Origin of the sequence: Candidatus Clostridium radicumherbarum (assembly GCF_045310525.1) — a bacterium.
In the GTDB taxonomy this organism is placed as follows: Bacteria; Bacillota; Clostridia; order Clostridiales; family Clostridiaceae; genus Clostridium_AT; species Clostridium_AT radicumherbarum.
On record NZ_JBJHZY010000002.1, the window covers coordinates 91,922 to 113,715 of the forward strand.

Annotated in this window: 22 protein-coding genes, 1 tRNA gene and 1 riboswitch; of the genes, 6 read left to right on the forward strand and 17 right to left on the reverse strand. The window is 31.0% G+C overall.

Annotated features, from left to right (window positions below):
• Positions 1-8: 8 nt before the first annotated feature.
• The gene (locus tag ACJDUH_RS10250) at positions 9-1,235 is read right to left on the reverse strand and encodes an NRAMP family divalent metal transporter (protein ID WP_406765120.1); all 1,227 of its coding nucleotides are present in this window, start codon (positions 1,233-1,235) and stop codon (positions 9-11) included.
• A 52-nt stretch (positions 1,236-1,287) separates the two neighbouring features.
• A complete protein-coding gene (locus tag ACJDUH_RS10255; RefSeq protein WP_406765121.1) occupies positions 1,288-2,529 on the reverse strand; it encodes a magnesium transporter in 1,242 nt (413 codons plus the stop codon).
• A gap of 215 nt (positions 2,530-2,744) precedes the next feature.
• Positions 2,745-2,910: riboswitch (M-box (ykoK) riboswitch) on the reverse strand.
• 342 nt (positions 2,911-3,252) lie between these two features.
• Here ACJDUH_RS10255 and ACJDUH_RS10260 point away from each other — a divergent pair.
• On the forward strand, positions 3,253-5,100 hold the full coding sequence (locus ACJDUH_RS10260; RefSeq protein ID WP_406765122.1) for a YgiQ family radical SAM protein: 1,848 nt from the start codon (positions 3,253-3,255) through the stop codon (positions 5,098-5,100).
• A gap of 211 nt (positions 5,101-5,311) precedes the next feature.
• On the forward strand, positions 5,312-7,210 hold the full coding sequence (locus ACJDUH_RS10265) for a BMP family ABC transporter substrate-binding protein (protein ID WP_406765123.1): 1,899 nt from the start codon (positions 5,312-5,314) through the stop codon (positions 7,208-7,210).
• A gap of 59 nt (positions 7,211-7,269) precedes the next feature.
• On the opposite strand, the gene ACJDUH_RS10270 is transcribed toward ACJDUH_RS10265, so the two are convergent.
• The 5 genes from ACJDUH_RS10270 to ACJDUH_RS10290 form a co-directional block, all read right to left on the reverse strand.
• Complete coding sequence (locus ACJDUH_RS10270; RefSeq protein ID WP_406765124.1) at positions 7,270-7,857, reverse strand: metallophosphoesterase family protein; 588 nt, start codon at positions 7,855-7,857, stop codon at positions 7,270-7,272.
• Positions 7,858-7,884: 27 nt separating this feature from the next.
• Complete coding sequence (locus tag ACJDUH_RS10275) at positions 7,885-8,292, reverse strand: hypothetical protein (RefSeq protein ID WP_406765125.1); 408 nt, start codon at positions 8,290-8,292, stop codon at positions 7,885-7,887.
• 309 nt (positions 8,293-8,601) lie between these two features.
• Positions 8,602-9,498, reverse strand: a complete 897-nt coding sequence (locus ACJDUH_RS10280) for a YegS/Rv2252/BmrU family lipid kinase (protein WP_406765126.1) — start codon at positions 9,496-9,498, stop codon at positions 8,602-8,604.
• A gap of 107 nt (positions 9,499-9,605) precedes the next feature.
• On the reverse strand, positions 9,606-10,034 hold the full coding sequence (locus ACJDUH_RS10285; protein ID WP_406765127.1) for a CBS domain-containing protein: 429 nt from the start codon (positions 10,032-10,034) through the stop codon (positions 9,606-9,608).
• A gap of 118 nt (positions 10,035-10,152) precedes the next feature.
• A complete protein-coding gene (locus ACJDUH_RS10290) occupies positions 10,153-10,839 on the reverse strand; it encodes a TVP38/TMEM64 family protein (RefSeq protein ID WP_406765128.1) in 687 nt (228 codons plus the stop codon).
• 245 nt (positions 10,840-11,084) lie between these two features.
• On the opposite strand from ACJDUH_RS10290, the gene pssA reads away from it, so the two are divergent.
• On the forward strand, positions 11,085-11,600 hold the full coding sequence (pssA, locus tag ACJDUH_RS10295; protein ID WP_406765129.1) for a CDP-diacylglycerol--serine O-phosphatidyltransferase: 516 nt from the start codon (positions 11,085-11,087) through the stop codon (positions 11,598-11,600).
• A gap of 24 nt (positions 11,601-11,624) precedes the next feature.
• Here pssA and ACJDUH_RS10300 read toward each other — a convergent pair whose 3' ends face one another.
• The 4 genes from ACJDUH_RS10300 to ACJDUH_RS10315 form a co-directional block, all read right to left on the reverse strand.
• Positions 11,625-11,969, reverse strand: coding sequence for a hypothetical protein (locus tag ACJDUH_RS10300; protein ID WP_406765130.1), 345 nt, complete (start codon positions 11,967-11,969; stop codon positions 11,625-11,627).
• Between the two features lie 64 nt (positions 11,970-12,033).
• Complete coding sequence (sdaAA, locus tag ACJDUH_RS10305; protein ID WP_406765131.1) at positions 12,034-12,909, reverse strand: L-serine ammonia-lyase, iron-sulfur-dependent, subunit alpha; 876 nt, start codon at positions 12,907-12,909, stop codon at positions 12,034-12,036.
• Between the two features lie 17 nt (positions 12,910-12,926).
• On the reverse strand, positions 12,927-13,604 hold the full coding sequence (gene sdaAB, locus ACJDUH_RS10310; protein WP_406765132.1) for an L-serine ammonia-lyase, iron-sulfur-dependent subunit beta: 678 nt from the start codon (positions 13,602-13,604) through the stop codon (positions 12,927-12,929).
• 118 nt (positions 13,605-13,722) lie between these two features.
• Entirely contained in the window at positions 13,723-15,381 is a 1,659-nt protein-coding gene (locus ACJDUH_RS10315; protein ID WP_406765133.1) for a nucleoside kinase, read from the reverse strand.
• 302 nt (positions 15,382-15,683) lie between these two features.
• On the opposite strand from ACJDUH_RS10315, the gene ACJDUH_RS10320 reads away from it, so the two are divergent.
• The 3 genes from ACJDUH_RS10320 (at position 15,684) to fba (ending at position 17,875) form a co-directional block, all read left to right on the forward strand.
• Positions 15,684-16,373 carry a YetF domain-containing protein gene (locus tag ACJDUH_RS10320; RefSeq protein WP_406765783.1) on the forward strand — a complete coding sequence of 230 codons (690 nt, stop codon included), beginning with the start codon at positions 15,684-15,686 and terminating at the stop codon, positions 16,371-16,373.
• The gene (locus ACJDUH_RS10325; protein ID WP_406765134.1) at positions 16,370-16,750 is read left to right on the forward strand and encodes a DUF4363 family protein; all 381 of its coding nucleotides are present in this window, start codon (positions 16,370-16,372) and stop codon (positions 16,748-16,750) included. Before ACJDUH_RS10320 ends, ACJDUH_RS10325 begins: the two co-directional genes overlap by 4 nt.
• A gap of 201 nt (positions 16,751-16,951) precedes the next feature.
• Positions 16,952-17,875 carry a class II fructose-1,6-bisphosphate aldolase gene (gene fba, locus ACJDUH_RS10330; protein ID WP_406765135.1) on the forward strand — a complete coding sequence of 308 codons (924 nt, stop codon included), beginning with the start codon at positions 16,952-16,954 and terminating at the stop codon, positions 17,873-17,875.
• 69 nt (positions 17,876-17,944) lie between these two features.
• Here the strand turns inward: fba and ACJDUH_RS10335 are convergent, their stop codons facing one another.
• The 6 genes from ACJDUH_RS10335 to ACJDUH_RS10360 form a co-directional block, all read right to left on the reverse strand.
• Positions 17,945-18,979 carry a nucleoid-associated protein gene (locus ACJDUH_RS10335; RefSeq protein ID WP_406765136.1) on the reverse strand — a complete coding sequence of 345 codons (1,035 nt, stop codon included), beginning with the start codon at positions 18,977-18,979 and terminating at the stop codon, positions 17,945-17,947.
• Positions 18,980-19,056: 77 nt separating this feature from the next.
• A tRNA-Gln gene (locus tag ACJDUH_RS10340) sits at positions 19,057-19,133 on the reverse strand.
• A gap of 82 nt (positions 19,134-19,215) precedes the next feature.
• Positions 19,216-19,722 carry a hypothetical protein gene (locus ACJDUH_RS10345; protein ID WP_406765137.1) on the reverse strand — a complete coding sequence of 169 codons (507 nt, stop codon included), beginning with the start codon at positions 19,720-19,722 and terminating at the stop codon, positions 19,216-19,218.
• 28 nt (positions 19,723-19,750) lie between these two features.
• A complete protein-coding gene (locus ACJDUH_RS10350) occupies positions 19,751-20,359 on the reverse strand; it encodes a J domain-containing protein (protein ID WP_406765138.1) in 609 nt (202 codons plus the stop codon).
• The gene (locus tag ACJDUH_RS10355) at positions 20,343-21,227 is read right to left on the reverse strand and encodes a DUF5685 family protein (protein WP_406765139.1); all 885 of its coding nucleotides are present in this window, start codon (positions 21,225-21,227) and stop codon (positions 20,343-20,345) included. The genes ACJDUH_RS10350 and ACJDUH_RS10355 overlap by 17 nt, the downstream gene beginning before the upstream one ends.
• Complete coding sequence (locus ACJDUH_RS10360; RefSeq protein WP_406765140.1) at positions 21,227-21,772, reverse strand: class IV adenylate cyclase; 546 nt, start codon at positions 21,770-21,772, stop codon at positions 21,227-21,229. Before ACJDUH_RS10360 ends, ACJDUH_RS10355 begins: the two co-directional genes overlap by 1 nt.
• Positions 21,773-21,794: the final 22 nt, after the last annotated feature.

Below are 21,794 nucleotides of genomic sequence, written 5' to 3' on the forward strand. Positions count from 1 at the left end.
AGCAAAATTTAAATAAAACTTCCTACAAAAGCTGCAATAGTGAGAAATATTATTAGAATTACTGTAGCTCTTGCAATAAGATTTTGTAATTTATTATTTGTATGTTCTCCCATCAGTTCTTTGTCATTTATAAGATTTAGCATAAATATAAGAATGACAGGACTTAACACACCTGCAAGCTGCTGTGTTGCTAATATTATTTTTATAAGTGAAATCCCTGGAATTAGGACTATTAAGCCACTTACAATAATAATAGACAGCAGTAGTCCAAAAAATATTGGTGCATCTTTCAATTTATTATCAAGACCACTCTCAAAACCAAAGGCCTCGCAAATAGCATAGGATGTTGAAAGAGGAATAACAAAACAGGCTAAAAGTGAGGCCCCAAACAAACCAATGGCAAACAATATAAAAGAATAATCACCTGCTAAGGGTTTTAATGCTAAGGCAGCATCTTGAGCTGTATTGATTTTTATTCCAAACTTATATAAAGTTTCTGCAGTACAGACAGTTATAAATAAAGCTGTTAATATTCCCCAAAGAGTTCCAAAATATACATCTAATTGCTCATACTTATAATTTTTAAGTGTTATTCCTTTATCAACTATTGAAGATTGCAGATAAAACTGCATATAGGGCGTTATAGTTGTACCCACCATTCCAATTAATGTAAGTGCATAATCCTTGGTGAATTTTGCATTTGGTTTCACAACACTAGAAAAAACTCCTCCCCAATGCGGTTTAACTAAAAAAGCAGTAATTACATAGCCTATAAAAGTAAGAGTAAGTCCTAAAAATACTTTCTCAGCTGTAGAGTAATTCCCTTTAAAGAGAATAAATGGGATCATAAAAATAATTATGGGTATAGTCATATATTTGCTTAGATGAAATAACTCCATACTCGCAGCAATTCCAGCAAAGTCTCCTATACAAACCCCAACGTTAGCAATTAATAGTACAGCCATAGCCAAAAACGCTAACTTTACTCCATATCTTTCTCGAATTAAATCTGCTAATCCCTTTCCAGTTACTACAGCCATTCTTGAATTCATCTCTTGAATAACAGCAAGACCTATTCCAATAGCAAATAATCCCCAGAGCATTGAATACCCATATTGTGCACCTACCACTGAATAAGTAGTTACTCCGCCAGCATCATTTCCTGCATTTGCTGTTATAAAACCAGGCCCAAGGATACTTAAAACTATTAAAAATGTGCTCCATCTATTTTTCATTTATTCAACCTTCTTTCTTTAAGGTTAAGCAGCATAAGAAATCTTATACCTATTAACTAACCTTTTTAAATTTTCTTCTCCAGGTTGGAAGAAATACTTCGTCGACTAGGTCGCTCATTATTACAATACCGCAAAGTTTATCTTCCTCATCAACAACTGGAATAGAAAGAAGGCCGTATTTTACTGAAAGCTCAATAGAATCATTCATACTTTCAGTATCAATAATTTTTATAACATTTGTATCCATTATTTCTCTTAATTTTTTTTCTGGAGATGATACTACTAAATCCCTAAGAGAAACAACTCCCTGAAGCTTATCGTTCTCATCTATAATATAAATGTAGTATGCAACCTCATTATCTGGCTTAAGTTCTCTTAAACGTTCGATGGTTTGCTCAGCAGTAATATTTACATCAAAAGCTATGAATTCCTTATTCATAATACTTCCTACAGTTTCATCTTCATACTCCATAAGCTCTCTGACTTCTTCTGCATCTTCTTTTTCCATGTTATTTAAGAGCTCTTCAGCCTTATGCTCGCCAAGTCCATCTAGAATGTCAGCAACTTCATCAGCAGGCATTTCTTCTAGAATATCTGCAACCTTATCGGGTGACATTTTGTTTAAAATATTTACTTGAGCCTTTTCTTCCATTTCTTCTAAAACATCTGCTGCCTTTGCATTATCAAGGCTTGAAAAAATGGCCATACCTGTATTTGTATCAAAGTCCTCTATTATATCTGCTAAATCTGATGGGTGAAGAATTGAAAGTTTATTGTAACTTTTTGATAATTGAATATCATTACTTGCAAAAGTTGTTTGAACATCGTTCCAAAGCATAAGTTTACTGGAAATATCAAATCCAATTCTTTTTAAAGGTTTTGCAAGTCCTAGTCTTCTAAGAATACCCTCTGTACCAATATCAACAGCAATTACAAAAAGACCGGAAGATAAATTAGCAAGTCTAATGTCGTTTACCCTTACAACTTTTCTTCCGTTAACATCTATAATTTGTCTGTCCAAAACATGGCTTCCAAGTAGCATTATATTGCTTACATCTATATCTCTTATAGCGCTGCAAACTAATACATATTGTCCTTTCTCTTTAGTAACATTTACATTATTCCAATCTAAATATCTTATACCTTCACCAGTTTTTACTTTAACACCAATTACCTTAGGGTTTTTTATGTCATTATTAACAGCAAAATCCTTTATTCTTCCTATAACCTGATGATCAGAGGTATAAATTTTATTACCTAAAATTCTACTTAAATAAAAACTATTCATTACCATAGCGCATCCTCCTTTTTCTTTGGAGAATGACTGAAGGTTATTTAATAAACAGTACACTCCCCAAATAATATTTAATTTTTATATAACTGTAATAGGGACCACTGTCCATTAAAAAAATCACCTTCCTTAATTATTCTTCAAACTACACAAAATATTATGCAATTTTGATGTTGAAATAAAAAAGAGCCCAAAAAGGCTCTAAAATTCAACAATAGTTTTCTAATTCTCGTTGAGTTTTAGCACTATACAGCGTATGACTAAAAGTCCAGCTACACTAAGTAAAACCTTAATTCGGTAGTACCTGTTGACCCATTGGCATCTCTCGATGTTTCCGGGTAGTAGCGTATGTCCATATAGGAGCCTCACCTAACAAACAATATTTTCTTTTCACTAACTATTATAGTACAAAAAAGTTTAAATGCAACTATATTTTGCAAAAAATAATTAAATTTCCTCGATTTTTTATATTAGGTTTCTCTTGGTAATGTTTTCACCATTATTTCTCTTGTTTTATTTGATTATCTTAATGTTCATTTACTAAAATTGTTTTTTTATATTAGCGTATTCATTTTTCATAATATATCCTCACTAGAATATTAATATTTGACTTCATCCTAATAATAAAATAGATTTTATTATAACAAGTATTATGCTAATATATTAAGAGAATTTATAAAATGTTTATTTCACTGCCTTTAAGTGAAATGAGAGGATGATATCTAAATGAATAATAAGTCCAGGACTTTAAAAAATAAATTCCTTCCTATTAGCAAAAAGGATTTAATAGATAATGGTATTAAGGAACTTGATTTTGTCTTTATTACAGGTGATGCTTATGTAGACCATCCCTCCTTTGGTACTGCGGTTATAGCACGAATTTTAGAAAATGAAGGTTTTACTGTAGGAATAATTGCTCAGCCAAATTGGAACAATTCTGATGACTTTAAGCGTCTTGGTAAACCAAAGCTGGGTTTCTTAATCAATTCCGGAAATATTGATTCCATGGTTAATCATTATACTGCTGCTAAAAAAAGAAGAAGCGATGATTTATACTCCCCAGGTGGTAAAAGCGGCTATAGACCAGATAGGGCAGTTATTGTCTATGCAAATAGAGCAAAGGAAGCTTACAAAGATGTACCTATAATCCTAGGTGGAATTGAAGCAAGTCTCAGAAGATTTGCGCATTATGATTATTGGGAGGATAAAGTAAGAAGAAGCATACTCATTGATTCCAAAGCAGATATTTTAGTTTTTGGCATGGGAGAAAAGCCAATAATAGAAATCGCAAATATGCTTAAGTACGGAATGCCGATAGAAAAGCTTACAAATGTAAAAGGAACAGTTTTTATATCTAAAACTACAGAAGGTTTAGATAAGTTTATAGAATTGCCTTCTTTTGAAGCTGTAGCCACTGATAAAAAAGCTTATGCTGAAAGTTTTAAATTAGAATCCTACGAACAAGATGGTATAAGAGGAAAAGCCCTTGTTCAAAAGCATTGTGACCGATTTGTAATTCAAAATCCTCCATCCCTCCCCCTAACTCAGGAAGAAATGGATGAGGTTTATAATCTGCCTTATGCTAGAACCTATCATCCTGTGTATGAAGCTCAAGGAGGAATACCAGCCATAAATGAAGTTAAATTTTCCATAGTTAGCCACAGAGGCTGCTTTGGAAGCTGTTCCTTCTGTGCACTTACCTTACATCAAGGGAGAACAATACAAAATAGAAGCCAGGGCTCCATTATAAAGGAAGCTGAAGAAATAATTAAAGATAAGGACTTTAAAGGTTATATTCATGATGTAGGTGGTCCTACAGCAAACTTTAGGCATAAATCCTGCAAACTTCAAGAAACTCATGGTGTTTGTAAAAATAAACAATGTCTGCATCCAGGTCCTTGTAAAAATTTAATTGTAAGTCATGATGAATACTTAAGTTTACTTAGAAAGTTAAGAAAGCTTCCAGGGGTTAAAAAGGTATTCATTAGATCTGGAATACGATATGACTATCTAATATATGATAAAAAAGATGAATTCTTTAAAGAGTTGTGTGAGCATCATATAAGCGGCCAATTAAAGGTAGCGCCAGAGCATATAAGTGAAAGAGTTCTCGCCCAAATGGGAAAACCAACTAGAGAAGTTTATGATCGTTTTGTAAACAAGTATAATATGATAAATAAAAAATTAGGCAAAAAACAATTTTTAGTTCCATATTTAATGTCAAGTCATCCTGGAAGTGAATTGAAGGATGCCATCGAACTTGCACTTTACATTAAGGAAATGGGCTATACTCCTGAACAGGTACAAGACTTTTATCCAACGCCAGGAAGTCTTTCCACCACAATTTATTATACAGGTATTAATCCATTTACAAATGAAAAAGTTTATGTACCAAAGGAGCAGAAAGAAAAAAATATGCAAAGAGCGCTGCTTCAATATAGACTCCCGCATAACTATAAAATAGTTAAGGAAGCTTTAATTAAAGCCAATAGAGAAGACTTAATAGGATATGATAAGAAATGCCTAATTCCACCGGTTCAGCCAAAAGTAAAAAATGGTTTTAAAAGACATTAACCATTTAAAATGGCAAAGATCACTAATAACACTTAATTTTCAATGTGATTTATGTAAATGACCACATAAGGTATGCTAATGATATTGTTTATTTAGCATACCTTTTTTAATTGTTAAATATTAATATATTATATGCTATACTAAATTTAAAGAAACGAGAAAGTTTATTACCCTTGTTCTTCTAATGATTGAAATGAGGTGAAAGTAAGGTATGGAACATGATGGATATGATCACTTTAATGATGCCAGAAAGCAAGCTGTAAAAGAATATAATAGGAATTCCTCAAAAGGACAATCAGGTTATCTTCCTTCTTTAGAGGATATTATAAATAAAGCAGATGTAGTTTCTCAGGTGAATATAGGGCTTATAGAGATTCCATTAAAAAAAGTTGTTGGCACATATACTCATATTAGAAGTCTATCCTTTTCTAAAAACTTCATGCCTCTATTAGATACAGAATTTAAGGAAAAGTGGTCCTCCCTTTGCTTAGCTCATTTAAACGAGGGCATTAGAGACCCGATTAAAGTCTATGAATATATGAACTGGTACTATGTAATTGAAGGAAATAAACGGGTTAGCGTATTAAAATACTTTAATGCCTACTCCATTTCTGCAAAAGTTACACGATTAATTCCGAAATATGATATTAATAATATAGAAAGCAGACTTTATTTCGAATTTCTTAATTTCAATAAAATTACTGGGATTTATTCTATTTGGTTTACTAAGGAAGGAAGCTATAATAAATTATTAGAAGCCCTTGAAAATTTTTCTCCGGATAACTCTTATTTTGAAAATAAGTATAAATATTTTGAAGTTTATATTTATAATACTTTTAGAAGAATATTTTTAGAGGCCGGTGGTGATAAACTTTCCATTTCAACAGGGGATGCTTTACTTGAATATTTAAAAATATACGGAATTCATAGAACCTTAAACGAAGTAAGACTTATGCAGAGAATGAAGGAATTTATAAAAGAACTAGAGGCAATATCAAATAATGAAAAACTAGATTTATCCACTGCTCCTATAGAAATAAGCCAAAAGAATGTCATAAATACTATAACCTCATTTGTAATACCAAAGAAAAAATTAAAAATAGCTTTTGCTTATGCCAGAACTATAGACGGCTCTGGGTGGACTTATGCTCATGAACTTGGTAGAATGCATATAGAAGAAGTACTTGGAGATAAAATTTCTACCACCTATGTAGAAAATGTTCCAGAAAATAATGATGCTTATAAGGAATTTAAGAGCTTAGCAGAAGATGGATATGACATAATTTTTACTACAAGCCCTGTTTATTTAAATTCAGCTTTAAAATGTGCCCTTGAGTTCCCTATGATAAAATTTTTTAACTGCTCTGAGGCTCAGCCATATACCCATGTAAGCAATTACTTTGGAAGAACCTATGAACCTAGGTTTTTAACTGGTATTATTGCTGGCTCCATGACTAAGAATAATATAATTGGATATACAGCAACTAGCCCCACACCCGAAGTTATAAGTTCAATTAACGCCTTTGCACTAGGTGCAAAAATGGTTAATCCATATGCAATTGTTAAAGTTGCTTGGACAAATGAATGGAACAGCAGAATAAAGTTTACAGATGCAGGAAGCAAACTTATTACATCAGGCGCTGATATAATATGTAATAGAACTATTGAAGTTCCACACCCTGTTTCTAAGGATTTTGGTGTATATTCCATGCTCTGTACAATAGATAAAGACAAAGGTATGCCAGATAAATACTTAGCAACGCCTATCTGGAATTGGGGAAAATTCTACGAAAGGATAATAAGTAGTATATTGAGTAATACATTTATTTCTAAGGTTGATGTATTTAATTCCAGTAATAAGCAGTTAAACCTTTGGTGGGGCATCGATACAGGTGTTGTGGACATTTTTTATTCCAAAGAGTTAGTGCCAGTGGAAACCCAAAAGCTTGTAAATCTTTTAAAGAAGTTGATAATTTCTAAGGAATATCATCCTTTTACAGGACCTATTTATGATAAAGAAAGAAACCCCAAAATTAAAAGTGGTGAAACCGCTTCCTATGAAGATATTTTATCCATGGATTGGTATGTAGACAATGTAGATACGCTGTAATTATATTAGCCCCTGTCAAGTAGATGACAAGGGCTATTATTTCCTATAGCGGATTATTTTTATAGCTCTACTATATTGTATTCATATGCATTGATTATTTTTGTATTCTTATATTTATTAAATCTAGGCTTTCTACCATAGTTTAAATGAACATGTCCATGAAAGAAAAAGGAAGGAGAATACTTATCCATTAAATTAATAAAGCTCTTAAACCCCCTATGACAGGAATCATTTTCATCTCCAATTCCAAAGGCCGGCGCATGGGTTACTAGAATATCAAAGCCTTTATTTAAAAACAATTTAGGCTGCAGCTTTAAAATACGTCTTCCCATTTCCTTTTCAGTATACTGGCAGGAAGCATTACTGTATTTGTGACTTCCTCCTAGCCCAAGAATCCTTAAATTTTTAAATTTTACTAAGTTTCCATCTATGTTATCACAGCCCTCAGGAGGTTCATTAATATATCTAACATCATGATTACCTGGCACATAAAAAAGCGGTGCTTTAATCATAGTTACCAAAAAAGAGAGATACTTTGCATCTAAGTCTCCACAGGAAATTATTAAATCAATGTCTCTAAACTTTTCTGGTTGAAAAAAGTCCCATATAAAAGGGCTTTCTTCATCTGAAACTAGTAATATCTTCACAATTAAATCCGCCTTTTCATAAGTAATTTATGATTTCTTTAACCTATTTAAAGAAAAGTTCACAGTAATTAACCAAAAAATATCTCCTAATGAAATGAAAGGGAATATGCTAAATCCAACGCTTTTAACTACAATTTCTAGCATCAGTATAAGGCTTGAAGCTAACGCTAGCCTCATTCCAAATTTATTTGTCACACTAGAGCTTAATAAAATTATAGCAGTAAAAAAGAATAAAGTATTTAATATTAAATACATTGCATCCAATATATTATTACTCTCGAAATACATTCTGTAGCCAAGATTCTTGTAGATATCTATATTTGTTTTCATAGTAAAAACAATAAACATATATACTACTAATAATACAATACTCACAATAATAATATATGTCAATTTAAGCTTATCTTTTCTAGCTAAAATATATATTGAGATCATGGCTAATATGGGTATGCATAATGAATTTAAAAAAACTCCAGGCTTTAATAGATATAAATATTTAATATTACTGGACATAAAAAAAATAAAAATAATTATGTATCTTACAGCTAATAATAATAATGCAAAAACGCTTATAAATTTTATTTTTGCTGGAGCAAAATTTATGCTTAAGTTAATGCCCATAAATAAAAGCACAAAAATAAGTAATAACAAAATGAGATAAATGTAATACATACTCATAAAACTCCACCTTTTTATACAGTTATTACTTATATTTATTAACTTATAATGATTTTTATTCTATTTTTAATTACAATCGGTGTTCTTAAAGCCTAATACTTTTATTCCTCCTTTGATGCACTCAATAGTAAGTGGAAAATCTGGTCCTCTTTCACCATCAATATCTGTAACTATATCTTCATGGCATTCAATTTGAAGTTTCTTAGTTTTAAAGTAAATTAAATTATTAGGGTCATCAAGGTGTTCTCCTCTAAGCATTTTAATAAATAGCGCTATCATATCTTTAATCATGTTTGGTTTAATAATTATAACATCCAAGTATCCATCATCAACTTCAGCCTTATAGGCGAACTTAAGATTTCCTGCCGTCTGACCATTAAAAATAAGCATTAAATACATGTCTCCATCATATTTAACTTCTTTTGACTTGACTCTTATTTTCAGCTTTTTAAAATTGGGAAGCTGTTCTAAACTTTTTACATAATAAGCAAGCTTACCCAAAGTATTTTTTAGATTTACACTGGTTTTTTGTGAAATATCTGTAAAAAGTCCAGTGCTTGCAACATTTACAAAATATTTATCATTCACTCTACCAATATCTATTTTCCTGGCAGTACTGTTTAAAATCTGTTCACATGCTTTATCTACTTCTTGAGGTATACACAAAAACTTGGCAAAGTCATTTGCTGTTCCTACAGGAAGTATTCCTATTGGTAAATTAATATTTAAGTGCTTCATTTCATTAACAACACTGTCAACAGTTCCGTCTCCACCTGCTATTAAAATATATTTATAGTCTTCTTCAATATCTTCAAAAGCCTCTGATAATTCACAGTCAAAGCTTAATCTAAATGGGATAACCGTATAATTATATTTTTGATGAATATCAATTACCTTATCTAGGTCAGAAATAATAGTGTTTTCACCTGATAAGGGATTATAAATAAATTTAACTTTTTTCATACCATTTTCACCTTCTGTAGATAGTATCTTAACATTTTATATTATATTATTTAAAAATAAAATCCACAAGACGCAATAAAGATATCTTGTGGATTCTTTCAATAAGTTTACATTAAAGGAGAACTTGGCTCAGAAATATTACTTAATGCTTCTCCAGCATTATCCTTTAAATTATTTTCTACCGCTAAATCACCTAGAGAAATAATGCCTACTATGTTCTTATTTTCAACAACTGGTAGTCTTCTTATTTGCCTCTCACTCATAATTCTAGCTGCATCATGAATATCCATATCCTGATTTGCTATTACCGGATTCGAGGTCATAATGTCTCTTACCTTCTGGTTTTTGAAATTCTCCCCTTCAGCTACAGACCTTACAGCAATATCTCTATCAGTTATAATGCCAATAATCTCTTCTCCACTGCATACAGGAACTGAACCTATATTGTATTCTTTCATTAGATGAGCTGCTCGCTCAACAGTGTCTTCAGCATTTAAAGTAGCAACATTCTTAGTCATAATATCTTTAAGCTTCATATAGTTTCCCTCCTTAAAGTCTAAGCTTTTTTTCTATACTTATTTTTAGCACTGCGTGGAGATTTTATTATATGAATATTTTTCACTTAAAGTTTATATTATACACTATAAGAATTTTTTATTTATTAACTTTAACATTTGTTTTATAAAGGTAAGAGCCTAAAATAGCAAATACTATGATTATAAGTATTGGTACAATAATTTTATGTATTGAAGGATGCAGCATATTATGTCCAACAAAGGAATAGGCAAGCATTTCAGGTGAACTTCCTATAATTGTGGCAGTAATGAAAGCAAAATAGCTTATTTTAGTTAAGCCAGCTGCATAGCTTAATGGATCATAGGGAAAAAGAGTAGATAATCTCATTAAAAGCATTATTTTAAAACCATGCTGTTCAATATTATCATCTAGTTTCAGTAATTTTCCTCTAGTTATTTTGTTAGCAAAAGTTTTGCCAAGGCATTTAGAAAGAAAAAATGCTGTAGTTGCAGAAGTAAATAGTCCTATAATCGTTAGAAAAAAACCTGAAATTGGTCCAAATATATTACCGGCAATAGCAGTAAAAATCATTGTTGGGAAAAATATTAAAATTGGTTTAATTGTAAATAGAAATATAAAAACAAATGCAGCATATGGTCCAAAGCTAATAATATAACTTCTTAAGTCTTTTAGTCTAATATGCGTAATCCTTTTTTGATATCTAAATAATAAATAAATAAAAATAATAGAAATACATAAAATAATTATTATCTTAATAGTATTGGTCATTGTATTCTTCATAGTGTTCATAGTAGAATCCTTCATTAATTTGCCCCCGCTTATGATATATATAATATAATAACATCTATATGAATTTTGTTCTACAAAAATAATCTTTAATAAATTAAAATATAAAAGTTAATATACTATTAAAAAATTATTAAATATATGTTATAATATGCTGTATTGGTTTTTTATAAAAATTATTTACTAAAGCATTTATTATCTTTATGAATTTTATATTGTGTACTTGCTATTTTTTATTTATTGAATCTTAAGGAGTGATTTATATGGCTAAAAGAAATGCGGTCCCTAATATTTTTACTTTCTCAAACTTAGGTTGTGGTGTTTTATCTTTGCTAATGACCTTTAGCCAAAACTATAGATGGGCATGTTTTTTTATAATTATTGCTGGAATCATAGATCGTTATGACGGTAGGATTGCTAGATTTTTAAATGTTTCAAGTGACATTGGTAAGGAGTTAGATTCACTTGCAGACTTAGTATCCTTTGGAGTAGCTCCTTCAATTTTAATTTTTGATCTTTATAAATTTCATAATTTAGGACTTTTAGGTTATATCTTGGTTTTATTATTTCCTATTTCAGGTGCTTATAGACTTGCTAGATATAATTCTTCCACCTTCAATAATGTATTTATGGGTGTGCCTATAACTATTGCTGGTACTTTCCTTGCACTATATGCTCTTATAACTATAAACACCAATAGTAATCCTTCTTTGTCTATAATATTAGTAATAATACTTTCATATTTAATGATTAGTAAATTCAAAATCAAAAAGGTGTGATTTTTATAATCACACCTTAATTTTTTAATCTTTTTTAGGAAAATTTTCAAATTTTAAATCGTCATCTATTTCCGTTTCTATATTTTCTGATGTCATTTTACATTTAATTATTTCTGATTTTAAGCTGCAGTAATCCAAATAACTAAAAGAAAGCTTATCTAGTGTTTCAATTACATTATCTATAATTTCCCCTAATTCATCAGCACGCCTAAGTGCATCTTTAACCTCACTTTTTTTTGCAAGGGCAATTTTATTAAACTCCTCGGCACCGCCTATTAGAAGTCTATAGGAACTAACAAGCTTACCAAGGAAATCAGCCATATTATTTAAATCGGTATAATAGCTTTCTATAAGCTTTCTTCTTCCCAATAAATCACCTTTATTAATTAGTGCTCATATATTTATATTTAGAATCAAGAGTTTTTATTACAAGTTATTCACCGAGTATTTTCTTCCTAAGTGCAATTCCCGTAGGAGTATCAGCAAGCCCGCCCAATGCTGTTTCTCTTAGTTCACAAGGCAGCTGTTTTCCTGTTTTATACATAGCAAGCACTACATCATCAAAGGGAATAATACTTTTCACTCCACTCATTACCATATCTGCTACTGTTAATGCACTTGCAGCTCCAGAGGCATTTCTTTTAGCACAAGGTGCTTCCACAAGCCCTGCTATTGGATCACAGACTAAGCCCAATATATTTTTAATCACAATTGCTCCAGCATTAAGAGCCATTTCCGGAGTTCCTCCCATCATTTCTACAACAGCTGCAGATGCCATTGCAGCAGCTGAACCGCATTCGGCTTGACAACCACCTTCAGCGCCTGATATAGTTGCATTTTTTGCTATGAGGATACCAACACCTGCAGCAGTGAAGAGTGCTTTTACTAAGTCATCTTCTGTTTTATTAAGTTTCTCTCCTGCTGTTATTAAAGCAGCTGGTAGTATACCGCAGGAGCCTGCTGTGGGAGTGGCAACTATTTTTCCCATTGCGGCATTAACTTCAGAGCAGGAAATTGCTCTAGCCATAGCCTTTACCATGAATTCTCCTGTTAAAGTATTTCCTTTATCAATATATTTTTGAAGTTTATATGCATCTCCGCCTATAAGTCCACTAACTGAGGTTATCTTATTTCTTAAACCATATTCAGCAGCCTCTTTCATAATACTGAGATTTTTTTTCATTTTGTTTAATAATGTTTCTCTATTAAGGCCGCTTTCTTTTTCTTCAATAGAAAGTGTATATTCCCATATTGAAAGTTTTTCTTGACTGCATATTTCTACTAATTCTGTACCATGATTTACGAACATAATTTTCTCCTTCTTTTTTATACTTCTGTAATAGGATTTATGACTCTTATATTGCTTATATGGGCTAATTTAGATATCTTTTCTACTGTTTTTTCAGTAACTGTATTATCAGTTTCAAAAATCATGGTTGCCTTTGAACCTTTATCACTTCTATACACCTTCATAAAGGCAATATTAATTCCTTCGCTATATAACTGAGCCGTAACCTTTGATACCATGCCAGGTACATCTTCATGCCTTATGATTAAAGTAGGATATTCACCAGTGAATTCAAGTGGATCTCCATCAATTTCTGTTATTATTATATTTCCCCCTCCAACTGATGAGCCTATTACCTTAATTATATTTCCGTCATCCCTGGTCATTTCAAATTTAACTGTGTTTGGATGCCTATCACCAAGATCTGTTTCTATAAACTCAACACTGATTCCTAGGTCCTTGGCAATTTCCATTGAGTTTTTCAATCTTTCATCCCATGGATCCATTCCTAGAATACCTGCAACTAGAGCTTTGTCTGTTCCATGTCCCTTATAAGTTTTTGCAAAGGAACCGTGCAAAAGGAACTTTACAGACTTAATATTCCCCCCAGCAATTATTCTTGCTACCTTAGCAAGTCTAGCAGCCCCAGCAGTATGCGAGCTTGATGGCCCTATCATTGCAGGACCTATTATATCAAATGCACTAAAATTTCTCATTATTATTCCACCTCATCATAGGTTTATATATAATTAATTTATATCAAAATTCGACAAAAGTAAACATTAAATTAAGGGTCTGTAGCAAAATATTTTGCTACAGACCCTTATCAATTTATTAATATTCATAAAATACACTGCCGCCGATAAATTCTCTTAAAATAGAATTTTCAGGCACATGTTTCATTTCAACTTCTTCAAAGAAGTTTAGAAAACTTTTGAGTCTTAAAGCCTCATAATAGACAGGACTAGTATAAGTTATTTTCTTTAATTCTTCAAGTGCATATTTTTTTAAAACACATAACTCATATACTAGAGCAGAGTTAAACATAACATCTGCTTCCTCTTGAAAAACAAATATATTTTTTTCTTCTCCTCTTCTTACTGAAGGCCACATTTTAAGTGTTTGTTCCGCACCATAACCCCTGGATAGGTAGTCTCTAACCATCCTTCTTATAATTCGATTATCTGTGGTGGCAATTCTATTATGATCATCTAGGTTTAACTGAGTAAGTGCACTAATATAAATTTTGAATTTATTTTCTTTTGGTATTGAAGCTGTAAGCATCTCATTTAATCCATGAATGCCTTCTATAATAAGTATTCCATTAGGTGGAAGTTTGAATTTTTCTTCCTTCCACTCTCTTTTACCTGTTTTAAAATTAAAAGTCGGCAGCTTAACTTCATTATCTTTTAATAACTCCTGCAGATCATCATTAAACAGCTTTAAATCCAAGGCATAAATTGATTCAAAATCATATTCCCCCTTCTCATCCTTGGGGGTATGCTCTCTATCAACAAAATAGTCGTCTAAGGAAATAGGAATTGGCATTAAACCATTTACCCTTAATTGTATAGCCAGCCTTCTAGCAAAGGTGGTTTTCCCGGAAGAAGAAGGTCCTGCTATAAGTATTATTTTTGTTTCACGTCTATCGCTAATCATATCTGCAATATAAGCTATCTTCTTTTCATGAAGAGCCTCTGCAACTTGGATAATATTTCTTATATCGCCAGAATGAACTTTTTCATTTAGTGAACCAACATCTCCAACTCCTAATATATTACCCCATTGTTCAGTTTCATAAAATATCTTATCAAGCTTGTCGTATTTAATAAATTCTGGAATTTCAGTTGGGCTAGTTTCAGCTGGATATCTTAATATGAACCCTGACTCATAATACATGAGATCAAAATATTTTAATGCTCCGGTAGAATATGCCATTGCGCCATAGAAATAATCATATCTTCCATTTAATTCATAAAGCTTTACCTTTTCTACATTGACATTTTTCAAAAGTCTAAGTTTATCTTCCATTTTGTAGCTTGTGAAAATTTCAACAGCTTCTTCCTTAGAAACAGAAAGCTTCTTAATGGGAATGTCCTTATCTATTAATTCCTGCATTTTTGATTTTATTGCAATTACATCCTTTAAGCTAAGTGGAGTATTTTTATGGATTTCTCCAAAAAGTCCTTTACTAAGAGCATGTTCAATGGTAATTTGAGCCTCTGGAAAAAGTTCTAAAACTGCTTTAATAAGAACAAATTGTAAGGTCCTCACGTAAGTTTTCATTCCAATATTTGTACTGATATCTACAATATCAAAATTTCCACCTTCCTCCAAAGTCCTTGTTAATTCATAATATTTATTATTAATCTTAGCCAAAACAACTGGCAGTTTTTCCTTATCATAATTATCTTTAAATATATTATATAAAATAGTCCCTTTAACGGCTTCAATATTTTTCCCATTACTTAAATTCAATTTAAATTTCTCCACTATAGTACCTCCTTTTAGTCGGAACATTGAGTAGTTTAAGACTACTCACTTCCGCTCGTAAAACTACTCGTTAAAGCCCATTTAGGACTTTGGCTTCGCCCACTGGGCAGTTTGAGCTTGCTCATTCCATTCGCAAACTGCCCGTAAAAGTCCATTTAGGACTTTTACCTTCATTAATTAGCAAAGTAATATTATTATACACTTAAATAAATAAAAATGTTCTTTAATAACTCATAATTTTCTTAAATTTTACTAAAAATATAGATGTTTAATGTCCTACAAAATATAAGGATGTGATTTTGTTGTTTATAGTTATGCTGAGAACTATAATATTGTATTTTATAGTTGTATTTACAATGAGGATAATGGGGAAAAGACAAATAGGTGAATTGCAGCCTTTTGAACTAGTTATTGCCATAATGGTATCTGAACTTGCCTCTATGCCAATGCAGGACACCCGTATTCCTCTTTCTCATGGGGTAATACCTATTTTTACTTTACTAATTCTACAGGCATTAATTTCCGTAGCTGAACTAAAGTGTGAATTTGCTCGTACTGTCTTTAGCGGAAAACCAAGCATTATTATAAGCCAAGGTAAAATTGATATAAAAGAGCTTAAGTCTAATAGATATAATATGAATGATCTATTAGAAGAACTCCGTCTTCAAGGATATTACAATATCAAGGATATTGAATATGCAATATTAGAAACCAGCGGCCAACTTTCTATTATCCCTAAAACTGAGTTAGAGCCAGTAACAAAACAAGATTTAAATATAAAAAGCTCACAAGATACTCTTCCTATTACTTTAATTCTTGATGGAAAAATTAACTTAAATAATTTAAAAGTGATTAATAAAAACAAATCCTGGCTTTTGTCTCAGCTAAAGAAAAATAATATTATATCTCCAAATAAAGTTTTCATCGCTATTTTAGATTCAAAAGGTACTTTTACATTTCAGCTTAAGGAGGGGGGTGCCATAAATAAGTGAGAAACGTTGCAATTTCTGTTATAATTTTTATAATTATGATTATAGCAATGACCATATCCCTTAGCTACCTTAATAAAATAACTAAAAATCTAGAAAATCTTAATATGCAAATAGAAACATATATAAACGATAGAAATTGGGATGAAGCATATAAAGCTGCAAATGACTTTAGTGAAAAGTGGGAAAGGCATTCTAACATTATTAAGCTTTTTGTAAATCATCAAGAATTAGATAATATTGAAATAGAGCTTAGCAAACTAACTCAATTTGTAAAAGAGAAAACTCCAGATGAGTCTCTCGCTAATGTCCATACCTTAGACTTTTTATTAAACCATATAATTAACTTAGAAAAAATAAACATCCAAAATATATTTTAATATATAATCAGAATATGCTATTTAATTAAATATGAGTTATATTTAATAATTTTTTTAAATAAAGGAGTTAAAAAAATCTATAAAATATTTTATAATGAAAGTATGGAAAAACTAAGTTTATTAGTTTATAATAAACTTAGATAAATCAAGTCCCACCGGGACTTATATTGACCCAATTTGTATATGAAAGGTGGTATAATTATGGCTTTAGTTACTACTAAAGAAATGTTTAAAAAGGCTTATGAAGGCGGTTATTCAATCGGTGCCTTTAATATCAATGATATGGAAATAATTCAAGGTGTTGTTAATGGGTGTAAAGCACTAAATTCACCAGTAATTCTTCAAGTTTCTTCAAGTGCAATAAAATTTGCAGGGGCTAAATATTTAAAAAACATGGTTGATGCAGCTGTTGCAGAAACCGGAATAGATATTGCTCTACACTTAGATCATGGTGCTAATATAGAAGTAGTTAAAGAAGTAATAGAAGCAGGCTTCACTTCAGTTATGTTTGATGGTTCTCATTATGAATATGATGAAAATGTAAGATTAACTAAAGAAGTTGTTGACTATGCTCATGCAAGAGGTGTTGTAGTAGAAGCAGAACTTGGCCAATTAGCAGGTGTTGAAGATGAGGTTAGTGTTGCTAAGAGCACATATACTGACCCTGCTCAAGCTGAAGATTTTGTAAAGAAAACAGGAATAGATTCTCTAGCAATAGCTATAGGAACAAGTCATGGTGCTTTTAAATTTACTGGAGAGCCAAAACTAAGATTTGACATTTTAGAAGAAGTTCAAAAGAGATTACCCGGCTTCCCAATAGTACTGCATGGTGCTTCAGCTGTAGATCAGAAATACGTTGAAATGTGTAATGAATTTGGGGGACAAATTGCAGGAGCAAAGGGTGTTCCAGCAGATATGCTTAGAAAGGCTTCCTCAATGGCAGTTTGCAAAATAAACATGGATACAGATTTAAGACTTGCAATGACAGCTGCAATGAGAAAGTTCCTTGCTGAAAATCCAAAGGAATTTGACCCAAGAAAATATATGGGAGCTGCAAGAGCAACTCTTCAAGAACTAGTTGAAAAGAAAATCAAAGAAGTTCTTGGTTCAGAAAACGCTCTATAGAATTAATTAAATTAATGGCATCCATGTGACTTATTTGAATAAATGAGTCATGTGGGTGCCATTTTATTATCATTTCTCTATATAGTTCATAACATGCTTAATAAGTATATTAATAGAACCATCACCATTTCTTTGAATTTCAAAACGTTTGTCGTCATCATAGGTTTCTTCGTTTATATAAAGATCAATATCACTATCAATCTTAAGCCTTACCCTCTTTAGCTTTTTAGCTACCCATTCCTTATCTACCGAAATATTTTCATCAATTCCAGAAGCAGATACATATTCCCTAAAGTCCTGTTTATTTACTTCCTCATCCTTAAAAAGCATATCTGAAAAAGCTTTAACATCAACATTTTCCTGCTCTTTCAAAACTTTTTTAACACTGCTTCTAACTGTTTCCTGTGAGGCAGCATCTTCTTTAAGCCTATCTCTTGTCCAGTTTTCAGCTGCATTTATAAAAGCCTTGGTCATATCTCGTTCGTTACTTTTTAAACTGCAGCCTAGATAATTAGTAATAAAGTAATTAGAGCCATATTCCTCCTTTTCTTTATTACCTCCCTTGTCCATAACCATAAGATTAAATTCTTGATCATCTCTTAAAGGCTTTATGAAGGCGCATTTTTGAATTCTCTGACTGCTGGCAGGAAGACCTGTAAATTGGGGGATGATATTTATTCCTATTTTGTTATCTACAAAATCTACTGAATGGGTATAGTTCTTTACATAATCCATTTTAATTATACCAAGCATTGGTCCATGCTCAGTGGTTATAGAAACCGTTAATATATCACAAGAAGCTATATTCCCATTAGATTTCATTAAAACAAACATCTGTCTTGCTAGTTCCTTCGAAATTTCCAAAAGATTATTTTCTCCATTTAAATATTCCTGTGTAAGCTCTTTCACAATATTTCTTCCTAAATTAAAATTAGCATATTTTATTTCTTCATCCTTTAAACATCTGTCTACATGTCTTAAAAGAAATTTATAGATATCCTCATTTAATTCCAAATAATATTCATTTAAAATCGGTTCTTCCGAATTATTATCAAGTATATGAATAACTGCTTCATTAATAGCAATTTCTTTAATATATTCCAATTTTATCACCTGCAATTAATCAAAAATAGTAAGAAAGTTATAAAAAAGGCACATACTCTAAAGAATATGTGCTAATTTGGCTGCCCAAGCAGGACTCGAACCTACACAGTGCCAGAGTCAGAGTCTGGTGCCTTACCAATTTGGCTATTGGGCATTAGTAACAATAATTATTATAACATGATTATACCTCTTGTCAAGTGGTGAATTTCTATGTGAAAAATCTTTTATTCATTATGTCATAGCTTTAATTTTACAAGATGCTTTGATATATAGTCTATAAATAAAGTAAGCGCATAATCAAAAATAATAAACACAAATTGAAGCATAATAACTACTTCATAAAAAGGAAGGTTAATTTTTAATAAGCCTGCAAAGAAAAGTTTATAGAGATAAAATAAAATACCAATAGAAATATTAAAATATACTAGTTTTAAAATAATTTCTAGAGGGATATTTCTTAATCTTTCTATATAGTATTTTATAAAACCATACAAACCAAAGAATATTATATATGCTATTACACTGCCTTTAAATCCAAGCATAAGGAAGCTTATGAGACTAGTTGCAATATAAACTATAAAACTGTTTCTTATATTTGTAAGCAAAACAGATATAGGAATAAGGCAGGAAGCAGCTCCTAAAATATAAACCTTACTGGTTGGAGAAATTGTACTTAGATAAAGCATTAAGACCCCTATAGCAGTTAATATACCACCCCTGGCAATAAACCTTGAAGCTCCCATTTTTTACCCTCTCTCTAAAATAATTTATTTAACAGCAGCTAAATAAATCTCCGCCAAAGCATTCACATAGCGAATCAGCACACCAAAGTGTTGCACATATATCACAGATATCAGAACCAGAAGTATTTCTTCCATAATAAGGCTGTCTATAACTGTTGTTACTCCTTTGAAGATTATTTAAGGTTTGTCTGTATTCAAAGTTATTAGGTTCCATGTTGCAAGCATTTAATATATAATTATATGCATTGTCATACCAGCCTTTCCTTAAAAAGGTAACCCCCATAAGATAGTTCCACTGTGCATCTCTTATAGTAATACCATTTAATTTAGCCTCTGCAGCATTTACATTACCATTTTGCAAGTCTCTACGTATTTCATTATAAATGATGCTATTTGAGCTATTATTACTGTAGCTATCCTCTGAATAAGAATTTTCAGTATAATGAGGAGTATCGTTCTTCATTAAATAATCATATGCCTCATTTACTTCTCTAAGCTTTTCTTCCGCTAAATCCCTTAAAGGATTGTTACCATATTGATCTGGATGATATTTTTTTACCATTTCTTTATAAGCTTTTTTAATCTCTTCCTTAGTTGCTCCTTCTTTTATTTCTAGAACCTCATAGGGATTTCTCATTACTTGATTCTTCCTTTCCGTTAAAAACTTTATCCATTTTTTCCATTAAACCATATTGTAATATATTATATAACAAATCATAGTTTCTTTTAATAGGTAATTTATTTAAATTTTCTATGCATCCAGCACCACACATGGAAAGTAAAAAATTAATTCTTTCTTTAACTAATGTTGCTAATTCTTTGTATGTGAGATTTTCAGAATTAAATGTACTATTTATAGCATTAAACTTACTTTCCTTCATATCCCTTTCCAAATCATCGTAGGCGTCAATAATATATATCCATTTCCCAAGGTTATAGCCGAGCTTGTATAGGCTATCTTCATAATCTTTATTCTTTTCATAGGCGGTTAGAATGCAGCCTGTTAAATCTGCAAAATGATGACTTAATTCATCAAGGCTTTTACCCTTAGAAGCTTGCTCCTCCATGCTAAGGGTTTTTAGGATTTCTGATATTTTTTTTGAATTCTCGCTATTATAGTTTGGAGATTTTTTTAAATATACTTTCAGCACTGATGCATATATCTTGCTTTTTAAACTTTTATCATCCTCAAAATTATCCAATAATTTATAATAAGTTAAAAGCACATTAAAAAAAGCAGCATAATCTATAGATGAATTATCTATTAATATAACCCTCTTTTTAAGTGGGTGAAGGCTGCAGAATTGCTTTTTTACAATGTTTTTTTCATCACTTAAGGAATCTAAAAGCAGGGCTAAAAAAGTCATGTCATAATTAAGTGTTAGTCTCGGCAGATTCCCATAGTTTCGTTTTATACTTCTGCATAAGCCGCAATAATAAGCCTTAAATTTTTCAAAGTCTTTTATTTTAAGTTCCATTTTACATGGGGTAACATAACCAAACATTATAAGCCCTTTACTCCTCTTTGTCCTAATATCTCATAAATTGTTTTTGATGTTGTATCCTCCATTTTGTAGCCTAATAGTTTAACAACTTCTTTAAGTTCATCTTCATAGTTAGTTTCTATTTCTAAATAAGGAAAAGGACAAAAGCTTTTATCATTTATATCTATTTCAATAAGAGTATTTTTGTATTTATAGCTTTCTCTATATTTATAAATAATTTGAACGATACTAAGACCTAATGCCTTAAATATTTCTTCACCTTCATTTGAGCTTCCAATTACAGTTTCATGTTCATTCATAACTTTGTATTTGTCTTGATTTATCATCTCTTTTGTTGTCATATAATTAATAGTTTTATTTTTTAACAAATCTTCAACAATACGTATTCTTGCATAACCTTTTTTGTTAAGTAGTCTTTTATCTTGAAAATCAAAAATTTTATTTACTTGATTCTCCATTTTAACTTTTTCAGTATGCATGGTTCTGAGTTTAGCTCTTATATCTTCAACATCTATATCTAATATTTTAGTTTCCATTTCCTGCATTTATATCACATCCTAATTGTTC